Genomic DNA, 16,006 nt, shown 5'->3' with positions numbered 1-16,006 from the left:
GGGAACGGGATTGGCTGCGGCCTGGTATGAATACAACATGAGGCCGCAGCTTAAAAAGCTTAAAGCGGTCTGGCTTCCATTTGCTGGATAATGTTCTCCACTTCTGCTTCTGTTGCCCTTAAACGGGCCTGACAGAAGGTGATCAGTTCTGAAGCGCGCTTCACTTTTGCGGCCAGTACATCGACGGAAACAGACTCTGTTTCTATCTCCCGGGCTATCTGTTGCAGTTCTTTATAGGCTGCTTCATATGTTAGATTCGTGTCCATCATTTGTTGTTTTTGAAGTGACTGTAGCGTATATGCCTGCATCCGCCATCTGAACGGTGATCTCATCTCCCGGCGACAATTGTGCTGCGCTGGTGATGATCTTCCCTTTATGCTGCACCATGGCGAAGCCCTTCTGTAGTAAAGAAGCAGGGCTCATAATACGAACCACTGTTTCATGATGCAGCAATTGCTGCTGCTGTTGTTGTAACAATTTACGGGCGTATACCTGTATATCTTTCCGGATATGTGCCAGCTCCTGCAGGCGGCTGGCAGTGACCTGTCCGGGTTTGGCCAGCAATTGTCCCGACAGCTGGGCCATAGACGAGCGCTGTTTCAGTAACAGGTGCCGGGCGCTTTGCGGGATGCTTTGCCGGTGGCGCGCCAGTCCCTCTTTGTAGTCTGCCAGCAGGTCCCGCGATATGTTGATGATACCGGTATGCAATGAGGATAGTTGCTGTTGTTTATCTTTCAGCATCTGTTGCATACGGATGATGATATGTTGCTGCTGTGTGAGCAGGGCTTCCTCAAAACTGCGGTTATGCGCAATGATCAGTTCTGCAGCGCGTGTGGGCGTTTTGGTAGCTGTATGTGCCAGCATGTCTGTGATCGTCTCATTCTTATGGTGACCGATACCGGTAATGACCGGTACGGGAAATCCGGCTACCGCTTTTCCCAGCGGGAACTGATCGAATAACAACAGGTCTGTTTGCGCGCCACCACCACGGATGATCACGACTGTATCAAATTGTTTTCCGGAGTCTATGATCGCTTCCAGTTGCATGCATACCTGTGATGCATTCGCTTCTCCCTGTACGGTGGTGAAATAGTTTTCTATATGGAAGATATAACGGTACGCGTTGGATTGCAGGGTATGCATGAAGTCCTGGTAGCCTGCGGAAGAGGCCGAAGACACGACGGCAATACGTTGTATGACGGGATTGAGCCGGAGTGCCTTGTTACGCGTCATATATCCTTCGGGCGTCTTGCGCACAATATCACTGCACTCGGTCAGGAGGCGCTGTAAGGTTGCCTGTTTCTGTTGTTCCAGTAATCCGATGGTGAAGCTGGTATCAATATCCAGGAGAGAGAGTTTCAATCCATATACAGGATGATACTCTACTGCCACTCTTACCAGCACATGCATATCGTTGCTGAAGCGTTGGCCGGTAACGCTCTCAAATTCTTTGATGCGGTTGCTGCCATTCCCCCAGGCGCTGGCGGAGATCTTTGCGTTGAGCTGATGGCTGCGGGCATCTTTTTCGACAAGGTCGAAGTAGTGATATCCTTTAGCGGGGTAGTAGGAGTGGCTGGTGATATCGGCCACCACCCAGTAGCTCTGGCCCGAAAAAGCGTTCCTGATAGTACCTTGTATGCTGGCGGCCAGCTGCGATAATGTTATGTAGTTTCTTGTATCCAAAGCAGGCACAAAGGTACATAAAAAGGGGCAGCGGGTATAGCAGGCGCCATTACGCTAACTACCTACCTGGTTTTCGGCAAAGACGGCCTTACTCTTTTCATCACCCTTACGGATATAAGGACGGATGATAAGGCGGTTACCTTTATCGAATGTGAACAGGTTCCAGATCCAGTTGGTCATCACCAGCAGTTTGTTGCGGAAGCTCACCAGGAAGTTCACGTGCACGAACAGCCAGATGTACCATGCCAGGCGTCCGCCCAGGTGAATGTCGCCGGGAAGATCGGCTACTGCCTTTCCTCTCCCTACGGTAGCCAGTGAGCCTTTATCGAAATATTTGAAGGGTTTTACAGTTTCATCCCTGTGCAGTGCGAACAGGTTTTTCCCGAGGTATTTCCCCATCTGGATAGCAGGTTGCGCTACACCCGGATGTCCTCTGGGATAGTCTTCCAGCTTCATCGTAGCAATGTCGCCGATGGCGAAGATATTCTTGCTGCCAATGGCGCGGCAAAAAGGATCTGTCAGGATACGGCCCCGTTCTGTCCATTCTTTGGGAATACCTGCTAATACTTCTCCCATTACGCCGGCGCTCCATACCACGAAGAAAGATTTGATCTGTTCTCCGTTCTTCAGTGTGATGGTTTCGCCGTCATAATCCTGCACCATCGTGTTCAGTTTAATGATGACGCCCATCTTTTCCAGGTACCGCTGTGCGCGGGCGCTCGACTTGGGATGCATGGGTGGTAACACCCTGTCCAGGCCTTCCAGCAGGTAGATCTTCATCTTGCTGAAATCAAGGATGGGGTAATCTTTAGGCAGCACGTGCTTCCGGAGTTCGGAAAATGCACCCGCCATTTCAACACCCGTAGGACCGGCGCCCACCAATACGATGTTGAGCATATGTTCTTTCAGCTCGGGATTGGCATTGAGACTGGCCCATTCGAAGATCTGCATCAGGTGACTGCGCATATTCAGCGCATCGGGGATGGTCTTCAGCGGTAATGCAAAACGTTGCATGTTCTCATTACCGAAATAGTTTGTTCTGGCGCCACTGGATATGATCAGGTAATCATATTGCAATGTTCCGGCAGAGGTATTGATGGTATTGGTGAGTGGATCGACGGAGAGTACCCGTAACATCCTGAAGTGAAAATCCTTCGTATTATGGAACAGGTTGCGTAGTGGCCCGGCAATGGCGTCGGGCTGTAAGGCAGCGGAAGCTACCTGGTAAAGCAGGGGCTGGAAAGTGTGGTAGTTGTGTTTGTCGAAGAGTACGACCTGGAACTTATCGTCGGGAAGCGTCATCGCCGCGTTCAATCCGCCAAAGCCGGCACCTACAATTACTACACGGGGTTTCGTAGTGGGTGGTATATTCAGGGTGAGCTGCCTCATTTGTTCCATAAAGCAATGATTTATATGCGAAATGTGGCCCAAAAACCATGCCCCCACCAGCCGCGTGCGCACGCGGCTTACTCCACTTCCGGAACCGGCTTGATGTCTGGGAGAGGGGGCGTACCAGATATCGATGTCCCGATCTGTGTAATGTCTTCTGATACAGAAGATGCCGTGCTGCGGCGTTCGCCTATCTGCTGACGCCACATGGCATAATACAGCCCTTTCTGGTCCAACAGTTCCTGATGTGTTCCTGTTTCCACGATCCTGCCTTTTTCCAGTACATAAATAATATCTGCGTGCATAATGGTGGACAACCTGTGTGCGATGAGGATATTCAGTTGTTCCCTTCTCGCGGAAATATGGCGGACGGTATCTGTGATGACCTCTTCGGTAAGTGAGTCCAGGGCAGACGTTGCCTCATCAAAGATCATCAGGCGGGGATTACGTATCAGTGCTCTGGCAATGGAAATACGTTGTTTTTCCCCACCGGAAAGCTTTAGTCCGCCTTCCCCTAGTACAGTGTCCAGTCCGTGGGGAGAACGGGCCAGTAGCTGATCGCAGGAGGCTTTATGCAATGCTGACAGCATCTCTTCATCGGTAGCATCTGGTTTTACGAACAGGAGATTGTCTTTGATGGTGCCTGCAAAAAGCTGGGTATCCTGCGATACAAACCCGATCTGCCGGCGCATCTGGTTGTAACGGATATCGCCTGAGGGAATATCATTGAAAAGGATCTCACCGGAAACGGGCTGGTATAATCCCAGCAGCAATTTCACCAGGGTCGATTTACCCGAGCCGGAAGGGCCTACAAAGGCAATGGTGTCTCCCAGTGCTGCCTTGAAACTGATGCCATCCAGGGCGTTCTGCGTAGCCGTCTGGTGACGGAATACAATATCCGAAAAGCGGATATTCTCCAGTGCTCCCAATTCTACAGGGCTGACGGGCCTTTCTTCCACAGGTTTGTGCATTAGCTGGTCAAACAGCAGCAGTGAGCTCTCTGCCTCCCTGTAAGCCAGGATAATGCTGCCCAGCTCCTGTAAGGGGCCAAAGATCGCTGTCGCAATGAACTGCATGGCGATCAGTTCCCCCGGACTCAATACCTTATGGAAGATGAGCCAGAGCAGGACGAAGAGGATGGATTGCCGTAAAAGGTTCAAGGTAGTGCCTTGCACGAACGACAACATCCTGACCTGTTTTACCTTTTTGATCTCCAGGTCATAGATATTCTTCGTAAAAGTGCGCAGGCGCCTGATCTCAGGGAAGGTGAGCCCCAGGCTTTTGACCAGTTCTATATTGCGGAGGGATTCCGTAATGGACCCCGACATTTTCAGTGTTTCTTTGTTGATAGCCCGCTGGATCTTCTTTATTTTCCGGCTTAGCAGTCCGGTGAGCGTTCCCAGCACCAGCACGCCGAAAAAGAAGATGGGCACCAGCGCCCAGTGTTTGGTGATGGCATACCATATCAGGAAACATATTCCGACAAGGGAGGAAAAGAGGATGTTGATGAATGCATTGAAGAAACGCTCTGTGTCATTGCGGACTTTCTGTAACAGTGCTACTGTTTCCCCGCTGCGCTGTTCTTCAAATTCCTGGAAGGAGAGGCGCAGGGTCTGTTTTAGTCCGTCGTTGAACACCTGCATACCAAAACGCTGTATAATAAGCCGCATCACGAAATCCTGGAAGGACCGGGCTAACCTGGCTATCATCGCCACACCGATCGCTACTGCCAACCAGAACAGTACACCTCTTACCAGTTCATTTTCCGTTCTGTGACCGGGATGCAGGGCATATTTGTCTATGATCTTCCCGAAGATCATGGGGTCGGTCATCATCGCCACCTGTCCTAAGCCGGCCAATAGGAGGGAGAGGGCAATCATCCAGCGGTGGGGGCGCATATAATTCCAAAAGATCTTCATGCCGGGGTGAGCACAAAAATTACACCATCAGGTGTTTTAACGTCTATTTGGCAGGACAGGTCGGCCGGCAAGGCATGTAATTTGTATCAGCTATTGTAAAACTTGCTATGGAAAAGCGGATTATTGGCATCATACTGACATTCCTGGGTATTGCCGGGCTGATATTAGGCGCCATGCGTTTTATGACTACTACAGGAGCTACCCGAAGCGTTAAGGAGATTATCATTTATTCGATACTGGGAGCTATCTTCTTCTTTGCCGGGATCGGGTTGATCAGAAATACGCGGGATCGGCCTTCGTGAGGTTGTGATGTTGGTTGTGGGGAACACGACGCATACACGACGCATACACGACGTATACACGACGCATCTCCGGGATATCCCCACATCCCCGATGATAAACTCCGAGGTCCTGGTGTTATGATAAGCGTCATGAACAAAGCATAATGGGCCCGCCGCGGCGGAGCCGGGTGTTGTAGCACGGGGTGACGACCCGGGGGCGGATAATTCTTCCGGGACCGGTAATCCGCCGACGATAACGCCGGGGGGATCCGCGCCGTGATACAACAACGCATAATAGGACTCCTATCGGAGTCCTATTATGTTTTGTTGATGACGTTTGTTTCCCGGGGTTGCACCCCGCGCTACAAACAATGGGACTCCTATCGGAGTCCTATTATGTTTTGTTGATGACGTTTGTTGTACATCCCGGCATGGGCTTATCACCCCGCACTAAACAACGGGACTCCTACCGGAGTCCGATCACCCCCTTAATTCTTAAGACTACCTGGTAGAATATTATACTTTCTTTTAAACGCAGCCGCAAAATGTTGTGGGTGTTGATAACCGACCAATTCCGACACTTCTCCCACTGTTTTCTTCTCATCGAGCAGCAATTGCCTGGCTTTTTCCATGCGTATATGGCTGAGGTAACCAAATACGGTATGGCCAAACAATGCTTTAAACCCTTGTTTCAGTTTCTTCTGATTGATACCCACCTGACCGGCCAGTGATATGATGGAACAGTCGTCTGTAAAGTGTTGTTCCAGGTATTGCCTGGCGGCGTGCAGTCGCTCGATGTCGGCAGACCGGAGGTCGGTGATATGGGGTGTGTACTGGTCAAACCCGCTGGCCTGCAGCAGGAACAATTCTATGAGTTTGGCTTCCAGGAACAGGCGTTTCATTTGCCCGGTATAAGGGGTATTGCCCATCTCTGAAATGATCATGTGCATCTTGGGGGTGATGGCCATAGAATGACCAGGCCACAGGTGATTGCGGGCTGTTTGTAATTGTTGGGAGAATTGTTGCAGAAAAGGGCATTCCTCGGTTACCAGCGATTCAAATACAGAACGGGAGAACTCTACCTCAAAGAAGGAACTTTCAACATCGGGAAACAGGATAAATTCTCCCTCCAGGTCATGTTGATAAAAAAGGCTTTGTTCATTGCTGTGCATCACGAATTGTTCTCCCTCATAAGATACGCCTGATCGGCCATGGAGTTTGAAATGCATTTCCACTCTTTCTCCCCGCAGCTGCATCGGCATATGGTATTCTTTTTCAGCTAAATAGGAATACCACAGCATCCGGGTCTCTCCCATGCGGATCTCCCTGGCGCTGATTTCCGGACCTGCTGTTTGTTCGCGGGTGTAGAAACGTTTGATTTCTTCTATCTGGTGAATAGGATATAGTGGTTGTATGATGGTCATAAGAAATGCAGGTTTGGCACTGTTTGCGGCTATAAAAGTACCGTTTGCGTTGACAGGATGAATATAGTGATGCGGAACTTTGCACAAAAATAAAGTTATTTATGAACTACGGAGCGCCACATGGAGTATTGCTTTTCTTTAAGAGGGGAAAAAACTGGTCGCGGGAGGACAGGACTGCATATCTGGCGGCACAAACCGCTTTCTATGGTCAGTTACAGCAGCAGGGAAAAGTTCTGCAAACCAGTAGGCTGGTGCATGAAGATGGTCTATTTGTCTCATTATCAATATCATCGGATACAGAACTATCTATTATACTGGCCAACGACCCTGCGATCCAGGCAGGGGTGAGCCAAGTTATTCATGCTGTTCCAGTTATGTTCTAAAAATATCCTTCCCACTTTATTTGCATTTATCGTAAACATAGAGTAATTTGTACATATGTGTGTTGTAGTCAATGAATTGCGCAAACGTTTGCGTATTTCATAAAATACCGTACATTGTAAAATAATAGTTGTCTGATAGCAGAGCAAATTTTTATCAATCAAAAAAGGCTTGTATCCCCGGAATTTGTATTAAAGTGAGCAGTGGCGCGATATGAAAAACAGGCTGCCAGTTCAGGGGACAGCTACATATTTTTAACTAACCCTTACCTCATGGAAAGACGTAATTTTTTGAAGCAGGCAATTGTTACAGCTGCTGGTACTGCATTGTTGCCAGGTGCCGTTTCGGGCCGTTCATTTTGGGAAGAGCAACAGCCCTTGTTAATAGATACAAAAATTCAGGGACGTACTTTTTCTCACTTCTGGAGTAAATGTGTAGGCGCAGGCCGGGCTGGTGAAGTATTCCGTCCAGGTTCCACCTGGCTGGAACAACTGCAGTTCACAAAGAAACTTTGTGGCTTTGAATATTGTCGCTTCCATGGGATCTTTCACGATGATATGTCTGTATACCAGGGTGGTGTGTACAACTGGTTAAGGGTGGACGATCTTATCAACCGCATCCTGAAAACGGGCATGAAGCCTTTTGTGGAACTGAGCTTCTTCCCGAAGGAAATGGCCGGCGGAACAAGCACTGCCTTCTGGTGGAAAGCCAATGTATCGCCTCCGGCTGATTTTTCGAAATGGGCACAACTGGTCACCAATTTTACGAAACATTGTATAGAAAAGTTTGGTCAGAGCGAGGTCAGTACCTGGTACTTCGAGGTGTGGAATGAACCTAACCAGAAAGCTATGTGGGATGGCAGCAAAAGCCAGTACTTCGCGATGTATAAAGCTACCGCACAGGCTATCAAGGCGGTATCGCCGGCACTGAAAGTAGGTGGGCCGGCTACCAGCAATTTTGTGGGGGATGGCCGCTTTGATGGGGAAGCAGAAGATAAATCAAAAGTATTGAGCGGTAGTACGGAAGACCTGGACAGCCTGCCATGGAAAGGCGTATGGATACAAGATTTCCTCGACTATTGCAAACGGGAGCAGGCGCCAGTCGATTTTATTTCCACACATCCTTACCCAACCGATTTTCCTTACAATAACAGTAAGGGCCGTACCCGCGGTGCAGATGCGACATTGAAAGATCTGCAATGGCTGAGAGCAACGGTGGATAAAAGCGGATATCCGAAGGCAGAGATCCACCTCACAGAGTGGGGCACCAGCTCTTCCGGCAGGGATGCGATGCACGATGCATTGCCACCGGCGGCTTATATCATAAAGGCAAATGTTGATAGTATTGGTCTGGCTGACTCGCTTTCCTACTGGTCGTTTACAGACTGTGGTGAGGAAGGGATGGGCGGACAGGCATTTTCTGGCGGTTTCGGATTGCTGAATTACCAGGGTATTGCCAAACCATCATTCCATGCTTACAGAATGTTGCATACTTTGGGGGATGAGCTGCTGTACAATAAAGACGGTATTATAGTAACACGTCATAAAAGCACACAAAAGCTGACGACACTGGTATATAACTATCCCGCGGCATTGAAAACAGCGCCGCCTTTCGGCGCAGCCGATACAGTAGACAACACGCTCAAGCTGGGAGAGCCGCGTAACTTTACGTTTAAGCTCATGAATACGAATAAAGATGCGCGCTTCAATGTGGAAATACTGGACAGAGAAAATGGTAATGCGTTGTATGCCCTGAAACAGGCTGGCAATCCAGATCAGTTGTCTGGTGATCAGCTGAAAACAATGCAGCAGATGGCGATGGCGGTGAAAGAAGAACAGGTATTGTCCAGCAATGTGGGTGTATTGCTGATCAGCAAAATATTACAACCATGGGATGTGATGCTGATAGATGAAACAGCGTAGTTATTGCCTGATGAGTTATTCCCGATAAGAAAAAGTGTGTAACCCCACTGACGGATGTGCTGCGACCGGTATTTATGTGTTAATAGCACAGTTATTATTTACAGACGGTTTGCATTCATAGATCATCATTTGTATTTTGCTTTCCTGTATTATATACCCCAGCCATGAACTTTCCACAGGCATGGCTGATTTTTTATAGGTCTAACATATTATCCAGTTATGAAAAAAATAACCCTGCTTGTACTAGGAGGCATATTACCATTATTTTCTTTTGCACAACAATCGTTGAAGTTATGGTACCGGCAACCAGCCGGTGATATATGGACGGCTGCGCTTCCCGTAGGGAATGGTCGCCTGGGCGGAATGGTATTCGGGAATCCCGCTGAGGAGATCATTCAGCTGAATGAAGGTACCGTTTGGACGGGTAGTCCTAACCGCAATGAAAATCCGGAAGCCCTGGCGGCATTGCCAAAGATCAGGCAACTGATCTTCGAAGGTAAACAGAAGGAGGCCCAGGATCTGGCGGCAGAGAAGGTCCAGACCAAAACATCCAACGGACAGATGTTCCAGCCCGTAGGTAGCCTGCATCTGGCGTTTCCCGGTCATGAGCAATACAAGGACTATTACCGGGAACTGGATATTGAAAAAGCGGTGGCAAAGACCACCTATACAGTGAATGGTGTGCAGTATACCCGGGAGGTATTTGCCTCTGTGCCTGCGCAGACCATCATCGTGCGGTTAAGCAGCAATAAGCCTGGTACACTGAATTTCTCTGCTTATCTGAGCACTCCGCAGAAGAATGCTGTTGTAAAAGCAAGCGGAAAGGACCTTACTGTGAACGGTATGACGGGAAGCCATGAAACGGTGGAAGGAAAGGTGCAATTTAACGGCATCGCAAGAGTGATGGCGACAGGCGGCAGCGTGACTACCGCAGATACTGCCATTACGGTGAAGAACGCCAGCAGTGCATTGATCTTTATTTCCATGGCTACCAATTATGTGAATTATCATGATCTCAGTGCTGATGCCGTAAAGCGTGCAATCGCATATCTGAATACTGCGGTGAAAAAGCCTTACGCCACCCTGCTGCAAGAGCATGTAGCTGCTTATCAGCGTTATTTCAACCGGGTAAAGATCGACCTCGGTACTTCTGATGCGGCAAAGGAACCTACTGATGTACGGCTGGCCAATTTCTCAAAAACAGATGATCCCCAGTTTGTGTCCCTCTATTTCCAGTTTGGCCGTTACCTGCTGATATCCTGTTCTCAGCCCGGCGGACAACCTGCTACGTTGCAGGGCATCTGGAATGCAGAGATGATGCCACCATGGGATAGCAAATACACCATCAACATCAATACAGAAATGAACTACTGGCCGGCGGAAAAGGATAATCTGCCGGAAATGCATGAGCCACTGATACAGATGGTCAGGGAGCTTTCTGTAACAGGACAGGGCACTGCACAGCGCATGTACGGTGCGAGGGGATGGGTGGCCCATCACAATACAGATCTCTGGCGTATTACAGGTCCTGTGGATAAGATCAACTGGGGTATCTGGAGTATGGGTGGCGCCTGGCTGGCGCAGCATCTGTGGGAACGGTATCTCTACAATGGGGATAAAAGCTATCTCGCGGATGTATATCCTGCTATTAAAGGTGCTGCGTTATTCTTTGTGGATGATCTGGTAGAAGATCCCAAGCGTGGCTACCTGGTAGTGAATCCAGGTCATTCACCGGAGAACGCACCGGCTGCCAGACCTGGTGTACATATGGATGCCGGTTGTACCATGGATAACCAGATCGTTTTTGATGCACTGAGTGCGGCGATCAATGCAGCGGATATCCTGGGCAAAGACAAGGCGCTCGTGGATACATTCAGGATGGTGCGTAAACGTCTGCCGCCTATGCAGATCGGCCAGTACGGACAATTGCAGGAATGGATCGATGACCTGGATAATCCTACCGATGAGCATCGTCATATTTCACACTTGTATGGTCTGTATCCTTCTGCGCAGATCTCTCCTGATCGTACGCCACTGCTGGCCAGTGCGGCTAATACTACCTTGATACAACGCGGGGATATCTCTACCGGATGGAGTATGGGCTGGAAAGTGAATTGGTGGGCCAGATTGCGGAATGGGGATCATGCCTTCAAGCTTATTACCAACCAGTTAAACCCTGTTGGGAAACACGGTGGTGGTACTTATACGAACCTCTTTGATGCGCATGCACCTTTTCAGATAGATGGGAATTTCGGTTGTACATCCGGTATCACGGAGATGCTGATGCAAAGTCATGATGGAGCTATTTATGTGTTGCCTGCGCTTCCACAACAATGGAAAATAGGTAGTATAAAAGGGCTGCGTGCAAGAGGTGGATTTGTGGTGGAAGATCTGGTATGGCAGGATGGGAAGATCACTAAACTGGTGATCAGGTCAACGTTGGGGGGTAACTGCCGTATCAGGAGCAATCAGCCATTGAAGGGAGCGCCCGCTTTGGCAAGGGCCAGTGGTGAGAATAGTAATCCCTTTTACCAGGTAACGCCGGTGGCAGAGCCGCTGATACATAGCAAGGATGTGAAGCCGCTGGAATTTGAGGTAACGAATTTATATGATGTACCTACTGAGAAGGGAAAGGTGTATGTGTTTACAGCGCAATGAAATGTTTCTTTTCATCTTTGAAATTCATAATAAAACATTTGTTTTTGCTAATCTCTGCTTTTTATAAACAATTCATCTTTGTGTCAGTAAACTGAACAAAATGAACAAGCAAAACATCTCTGTACTAAATGGTCAGCTTTCGTGTACTATTTATTTAAATAGACTACCATAGCTGCGACCGGTAGTGTAGCAGGTACGTTTATTGAGGCTCATTGCGGACAGATTGCTGAAATTGAGGTAACAGATTTATCATACACATTTCAGGATTGATTATTAAAACATAGCAAAATGGCAACAAGCACAAAGAGTCTGACCTTCAGCTTAGGAGGCCAGTTAGAGATCAACCGTCTTGGTTACGGGGCAATGCAATTGACAGGAACAGGTGTATTCGGAGAGGTAGCTGATCGCGAGAATGCGAAGAAAGTACTGCAGGCTGCTGTAGCCGGCGGTGTAAATTTCATCGATACTGCAGAAGCATATGGGCCAAAGTTGAATGAATCATTGATCGCTGATGCACTTTACCCTTACAAAGATGATCTGGTGATCGCTACTAAAGGGGGCTTTAACCGTCCTGGTCCCAATCAATGGGTGCCTAACGGCGACCCCGCTTTTATCCGGGAGAATATTGAAGGCAGTCTCAAACGCCTGAAAGTAGATACTATTGATCTCTGGCAGCTGCACCGTTTCGACCCTAATGTGCCGGTAGAAGAAACACTGGCGCCGGTAGTGGAAGCTGTAAATGCAGGTAAGATCAGGTATGTGGGTTTATCTGAAGTAGATATTAAGCAGATCGAACAGGCTGAAAAAGTATTGCCTATTGTATCTGTGCAAAATCTCTACAACCTGGGTAACCGTCAATGGGAAGAAATTGTGGATTATACAGCTAAACGTGGGCTGGCATTTATTCCATGGTTCCCGCTGGCTTCAGGTCCGGAAGCGCTGGCAGATAAGATCAGCAGAATTGCCGCTAAGTACAACGCTACCACTGCGCAGATCGCGCTGGCCTGGTTGCTGAAACGTGCAGATAATATCCTGCTGATACCCGGTACCAGCTCCGTAAAGCACCTGGAAGAAAACCTGGCTGCTGCAGATATAGAGCTGACCGACGAAGAGTTCGAACAAATATCAAAGTAAAGATTACTTGATTGTGTAATAAGGCCGCCTTGCTCCGTGATAAACGGAGTAGGTGGTCTTTTATGTTTACAGGTAAAAAGTGGGAAAAATACCTCAAATGCGAGTATTCGTACAACGGGAAATTTCGGGATGTTAGACATATTTGTAGGGTAAATCTCAGACAAATATGATGACAACACTGGAAGCCAAAACAATCGGTCTGTTACGCCGTTTGTCGCCTGCTGGTATCAAGGTGCTGCACGGTATTTTCGCCAGTATGGAGCAGGAGGAAAGATTGGGACATCGTTTGAATGAAGATGCCATCAGAACTTATCTGCAGTTGCTTATGATACAAAGCGCTCCGATCTCTGATGTTAAAGCACCGGATGATGTTGCTGATGAATACAGGCATGTACGTGCCTTCTTCCACCTGTTGGAAAGAGAAACGGCAAATGTTAATTATACGAATCCTATTGCCAGGAAAACTGCGAAGGAGTTTGCTGCCAGCCTGGACGTACATCCGAATTATCTGAACACTTTACTAAAGAAACATACGGGGCAGAACGTCAGTACACATATCCGTAACCGATTGCTGGAGGAGGCCAAGATGCTGTTGTTACAGACCGACTGGACACTGCAGGAAATTGGTTATAGTATAGGGTTTGCGGAGCAACCGAATTTCAGTTTGTTCTTTAAGAAGAATACGGGTATTACTCCTACTGCATTCAGAAGAAAGGCAGCGGCGGAGCTGCTGTAAGCTGGTGTGCTTTGTGGTGAAACAAAAAAAGGATGTCGGTGAGACATCCTTTTTTGTGTGATGTTGTTTAGCGTTTCGCAGCCGTTTCGATAACTGCAGCTACTTCTTTCGGATGAGAGATGAATACAACGTGGCTCGCTTTTATCCGGGTAACTTTAGCGCCTGAACGTTTCACCATGTTCTCCTGTATAACAGGATTGATGCTTTTGTCGTCAGTTGTCAGAATAGCATAGCTGGGCTTTTCTTTCCATGCAACATGTGTTACCGGTGTAGCAAAACACTTTACGGAAATAGCGCCATGAGAAGCATACATGAAGTCTGTTTTCTCTTTAGGCAGATCACCTGCAAATCCGTCATGGAACTTAGCTTCATCATAGTATACAAATCCTTTATCATCCGGAGGCAGGATGCCATTCTCCGGAGCAGGAGGAGCGGTTTGTGCCAACGTTACCAAAGATTCACCGGCATCAGGTTCGAATGCTGCTACATATACCAGTGCTGTCACTTTTGGTGAAACACCTGCTTCAGTGATGATCATACCGCCATAGGAGTGACCTACCAGGAGGGTAGGACCATCCTGCTTATCGATCGCCCTGTTAAGCGCCGCTACATCGTCTTCCAGTGAAGTCATGGGATACTGTAATGCGGTTACATGATATCCTTTTGCGGCCAGGATCTTGTAGATGGCTTCCCATCCTGAACCATCAGCGAACGCGCCATGTACGAGAATGATATTCTTTACTTTAGCCGATTCCTGTGCCTGCATCACAAGAGGGAATGCCATGATGAGTGCTGCAAACAATGTGGCGATGAGCCATTTTGCGGGTTTGATTGAATTCTTTAACATTTTCATTTCGAATGATATTTATAATGCAAATATGCAGGGCGTGTTTGGTGCCGGCTGTAGCAATATCAAATAAGCGATATATGAATTTCAAACATGGAGCGTTTGCTTTTACCGTTTTTTATGTTTACTTTTTTCCCTTATAGTAAAACGTTATGATCACCCGAGGCTCCACAATCATCACAATAAACCACACTCATGTTTTCTTATCCTGTTAGAATTGCATTAATCGCCGCGTTGGGTGGTTTCCTGTTTGGCTTTGAAACCGCCGTTATATCCGGTGCGGAAAAAACGATCATGGAATTATGGTCGCTCAGTCCTTTTTGGCTGGGATTCACCGTTGCATCCAGTCTGATCGGGACCGTACTGGGTTCGCTCATTGTAGGCGTACCTGCCCGTATTTATGGCCGTAAGAAGGTACTGCTGACCATTGCTTTGTTGTACGTTGTTTCCGCCATCGGCTGTGCTTCTATTTCTGCCTGGCTGTTATTCGTATTGTTCCGCTTTATGGCAGGTGTTGCCGTTGGTGCTTCTTCTGTAGTAGGGCCGATGTATATTTCGGAGATCTCCCCGGCTCAGCTGCGTGGCAGACTGGCGGGGTCTTTCCAGTTAAATATCGTGGCCGGGATCTTTATTGCTTACCTGACCAATTTCCTGTTTGTGGGCATGGGAGATGATTCCTGGCGCTGGATGCTGGGTATCATGGTGGTTCCTGCAGCGCTGTTTGCGATATTGCTGAGGACTATCCCCGAAAGTCCCCGCTGGCTCATACTGAACAACCGGGAAGCAGAAGCTGTGCCTGTGATGGAACGTTTACAGGAACCGGATGTTCCCGGCGCCATTAAGGCTATCAGGGAATCTGTTAAAACACATCAGGAAAACCTGTTCCAGGGAAGGTATGCAAAGCCGATCCTGTATGCGGTGTTACTGGCGATGTTTAACCAGTTGTCGGGTATTAACGCTATCCTGTATTATGCACCCCGCATTTTCGAACTGGCCGGTTTCAGTAAAGCGGAGGCTTATCTGCAACCGGTATATATCGGCGCAGCCAACCTGTTGTTCACCTTACTGGCTATGACGGTGATTGATAAATTTGGACGCAAGACCCTGCTGCTGATCGGCTCCCTGGGGATGATCCTGTTCCTGGGCCTGACCGCCTATGCTTTCAGGGACCCCGCTCACCTGGGTGGGAATGTGCTGATCTACCTGATCGGTTATATTGCCTTTTTTGCCTTCTCCCAGGGGGCAGTGATCTGGGTGTTCATTTCGGAGATCTTCCCTAACTCAGTGAGATCACAGGGAGGAGCATTGGGCAGTTTTACCCATTGGATCATGGCAGCCATTATTTCCTGGACTTTCCCTATTATAGTGGCAGGCAGTGAAATGGGCGGATTTTACTCTTTTGTGTTCTATAGCGGTATGATGCTATTGCAGCTGCTGTTTATCTGGAAGGTGATGCCGGAAACCAAGGGCCGGTCACTGGAAGAGATCCAGAAAGACCTGGGCATAGAATAAGCTTATCTCTGGCGTTCGACAGGCGTACGGTCTCCTACCTACAGGCTCATTACTATAGCATTACAGGCACTTCTCTATAGCGATCGCTATACAAAGAGCCTGTAATGTAGGACTAATGCG

Annotated in this window: 13 protein-coding genes; 7 read left to right on the top strand and 6 right to left on the bottom strand. The window is 48.4% G+C overall.

Annotation, left to right across the window (positions count from 1 at the left end):
- Window positions 1-59: 59 nt before the first annotated feature.
- From xseB to CLV42_RS09710, 4 genes are all read right to left on the bottom strand, one after another.
- Window positions 60-266, bottom strand: coding sequence for an exodeoxyribonuclease VII small subunit (xseB, locus tag CLV42_RS09725; RefSeq protein WP_106601711.1), 207 nt, complete (start codon window positions 264-266; stop codon window positions 60-62).
- Window positions 244-1,683 carry an exodeoxyribonuclease VII large subunit gene (gene xseA, locus CLV42_RS09720; RefSeq protein ID WP_106601937.1) on the bottom strand — a complete coding sequence of 480 codons (1,440 nt, stop codon included), beginning with the start codon at window positions 1,681-1,683 and terminating at the stop codon, window positions 244-246. Before xseA ends, xseB begins: the two co-directional genes overlap by 23 nt.
- A gap of 54 nt (window positions 1,684-1,737) precedes the next feature.
- Entirely contained in the window at window positions 1,738-3,081 is a 1,344-nt protein-coding gene (locus CLV42_RS09715; protein WP_106601710.1) for an NAD(P)/FAD-dependent oxidoreductase, read from the bottom strand.
- Window positions 3,082-3,149: 68 nt separating this feature from the next.
- A complete protein-coding gene (locus CLV42_RS09710) occupies window positions 3,150-4,991 on the bottom strand; it encodes an ABC transporter ATP-binding protein (protein ID WP_106601709.1) in 1,842 nt (613 codons plus the stop codon).
- 107 nt (window positions 4,992-5,098) lie between these two features.
- Here CLV42_RS09710 and CLV42_RS09705 point away from each other — a divergent pair, with 107 nt between their 5' ends.
- The gene (locus CLV42_RS09705) at window positions 5,099-5,293 is read left to right on the top strand and encodes a hypothetical protein (RefSeq protein WP_106601708.1); all 195 of its coding nucleotides are present in this window, start codon (window positions 5,099-5,101) and stop codon (window positions 5,291-5,293) included.
- 467 nt (window positions 5,294-5,760) lie between these two features.
- Here CLV42_RS09705 and CLV42_RS09700 read toward each other — a convergent pair whose 3' ends face one another.
- On the bottom strand, window positions 5,761-6,696 hold the full coding sequence (locus CLV42_RS09700) for a helix-turn-helix transcriptional regulator (RefSeq protein WP_106601707.1): 936 nt from the start codon (window positions 6,694-6,696) through the stop codon (window positions 5,761-5,763).
- Between the two features lie 101 nt (window positions 6,697-6,797).
- Here CLV42_RS09700 and CLV42_RS09695 point away from each other — a divergent pair, with 101 nt between their 5' ends.
- The 5 genes from CLV42_RS09695 (at window position 6,798) to CLV42_RS09675 (ending at window position 13,527) form a co-directional block, all read left to right on the top strand.
- Entirely contained in the window at window positions 6,798-7,079 is a 282-nt protein-coding gene (locus CLV42_RS09695; RefSeq protein WP_106601706.1) for a YciI family protein, read from the top strand.
- 270 nt (window positions 7,080-7,349) lie between these two features.
- Complete coding sequence (locus CLV42_RS09690) at window positions 7,350-8,999, top strand: GH39 family glycosyl hydrolase (protein ID WP_106601705.1); 1,650 nt, start codon at window positions 7,350-7,352, stop codon at window positions 8,997-8,999.
- A gap of 219 nt (window positions 9,000-9,218) precedes the next feature.
- A complete protein-coding gene (locus CLV42_RS09685) occupies window positions 9,219-11,657 on the top strand; it encodes a glycoside hydrolase family 95 protein (RefSeq protein WP_106601704.1) in 2,439 nt (812 codons plus the stop codon).
- 288 nt (window positions 11,658-11,945) lie between these two features.
- Window positions 11,946-12,791 carry an aldo/keto reductase gene (locus tag CLV42_RS09680; protein ID WP_106601703.1) on the top strand — a complete coding sequence of 282 codons (846 nt, stop codon included), beginning with the start codon at window positions 11,946-11,948 and terminating at the stop codon, window positions 12,789-12,791.
- 166 nt (window positions 12,792-12,957) lie between these two features.
- Window positions 12,958-13,527: an AraC family transcriptional regulator gene (locus CLV42_RS09675; RefSeq protein ID WP_106601702.1), complete on the top strand. Its 570-nt coding sequence runs from the start codon at window positions 12,958-12,960 to the stop codon at window positions 13,525-13,527.
- Window positions 13,528-13,594: 67 nt separating this feature from the next.
- Here CLV42_RS09675 and CLV42_RS09670 read toward each other — a convergent pair whose 3' ends face one another.
- Entirely contained in the window at window positions 13,595-14,374 is a 780-nt protein-coding gene (locus CLV42_RS09670; protein WP_245901578.1) for an alpha/beta hydrolase, read from the bottom strand.
- 195 nt (window positions 14,375-14,569) lie between these two features.
- Here CLV42_RS09670 and CLV42_RS09665 point away from each other — a divergent pair, with 195 nt between their 5' ends.
- A complete protein-coding gene (locus CLV42_RS09665; RefSeq protein WP_106601700.1) occupies window positions 14,570-15,886 on the top strand; it encodes a sugar porter family MFS transporter in 1,317 nt (438 codons plus the stop codon).
- Window positions 15,887-16,006 lie beyond the last annotated feature (120 nt).

Origin of the sequence: Chitinophaga ginsengisoli, assembly GCF_003014595.1 — a bacterium.
Classification (GTDB): Bacteria; Bacteroidota; Bacteroidia; order Chitinophagales; family Chitinophagaceae; genus Chitinophaga; species Chitinophaga ginsengisoli.
This window is presented reverse-complemented; position numbering and strand designations above follow the sequence as displayed.

What these genes read in the sequence shown, in the direction of transcription:
- xseB (WP_106601711.1), bottom strand. Translation starts at nt 266, where the DNA reads ATGGACACGAATCTAACATATGAAGCAGCCTATAAAGAACTGCAACAG.
- CLV42_RS09680 (WP_106601703.1), top strand. Translation starts at nt 11,946, where the DNA reads ATGGCAACAAGCACAAAGAGTCTGACCTTCAGCTTAGGAGGCCAGTTA.
- CLV42_RS09675 (WP_106601702.1), top strand. Translation starts at nt 12,958, where the DNA reads ATGATGACAACACTGGAAGCCAAAACAATCGGTCTGTTACGCCGTTTG.
- CLV42_RS09670 (WP_245901578.1), bottom strand. Translation starts at nt 14,374, where the DNA reads ATGTTAAAGAATTCAATCAAACCCGCAAAATGGCTCATCGCCACATTG.
- CLV42_RS09695 (WP_106601706.1), top strand. Translation starts at nt 6,798, where the DNA reads ATGAACTACGGAGCGCCACATGGAGTATTGCTTTTCTTTAAGAGGGGA.
- CLV42_RS09705 (WP_106601708.1), top strand. Translation starts at nt 5,099, where the DNA reads ATGGAAAAGCGGATTATTGGCATCATACTGACATTCCTGGGTATTGCC.
- CLV42_RS09690 (WP_106601705.1), top strand. Translation starts at nt 7,350, where the DNA reads ATGGAAAGACGTAATTTTTTGAAGCAGGCAATTGTTACAGCTGCTGGT.
- CLV42_RS09710 (WP_106601709.1), bottom strand. Translation starts at nt 4,991, where the DNA reads ATGAAGATCTTTTGGAATTATATGCGCCCCCACCGCTGGATGATTGCC.
- CLV42_RS09665 (WP_106601700.1), top strand. Translation starts at nt 14,570, where the DNA reads ATGTTTTCTTATCCTGTTAGAATTGCATTAATCGCCGCGTTGGGTGGT.
- CLV42_RS09715 (WP_106601710.1), bottom strand. Translation starts at nt 3,081, where the DNA reads ATGGAACAAATGAGGCAGCTCACCCTGAATATACCACCCACTACGAAA.
- CLV42_RS09685 (WP_106601704.1), top strand. Translation starts at nt 9,219, where the DNA reads ATGAAAAAAATAACCCTGCTTGTACTAGGAGGCATATTACCATTATTT.
- CLV42_RS09700 (WP_106601707.1), bottom strand. Translation starts at nt 6,696, where the DNA reads ATGACCATCATACAACCACTATATCCTATTCACCAGATAGAAGAAATC.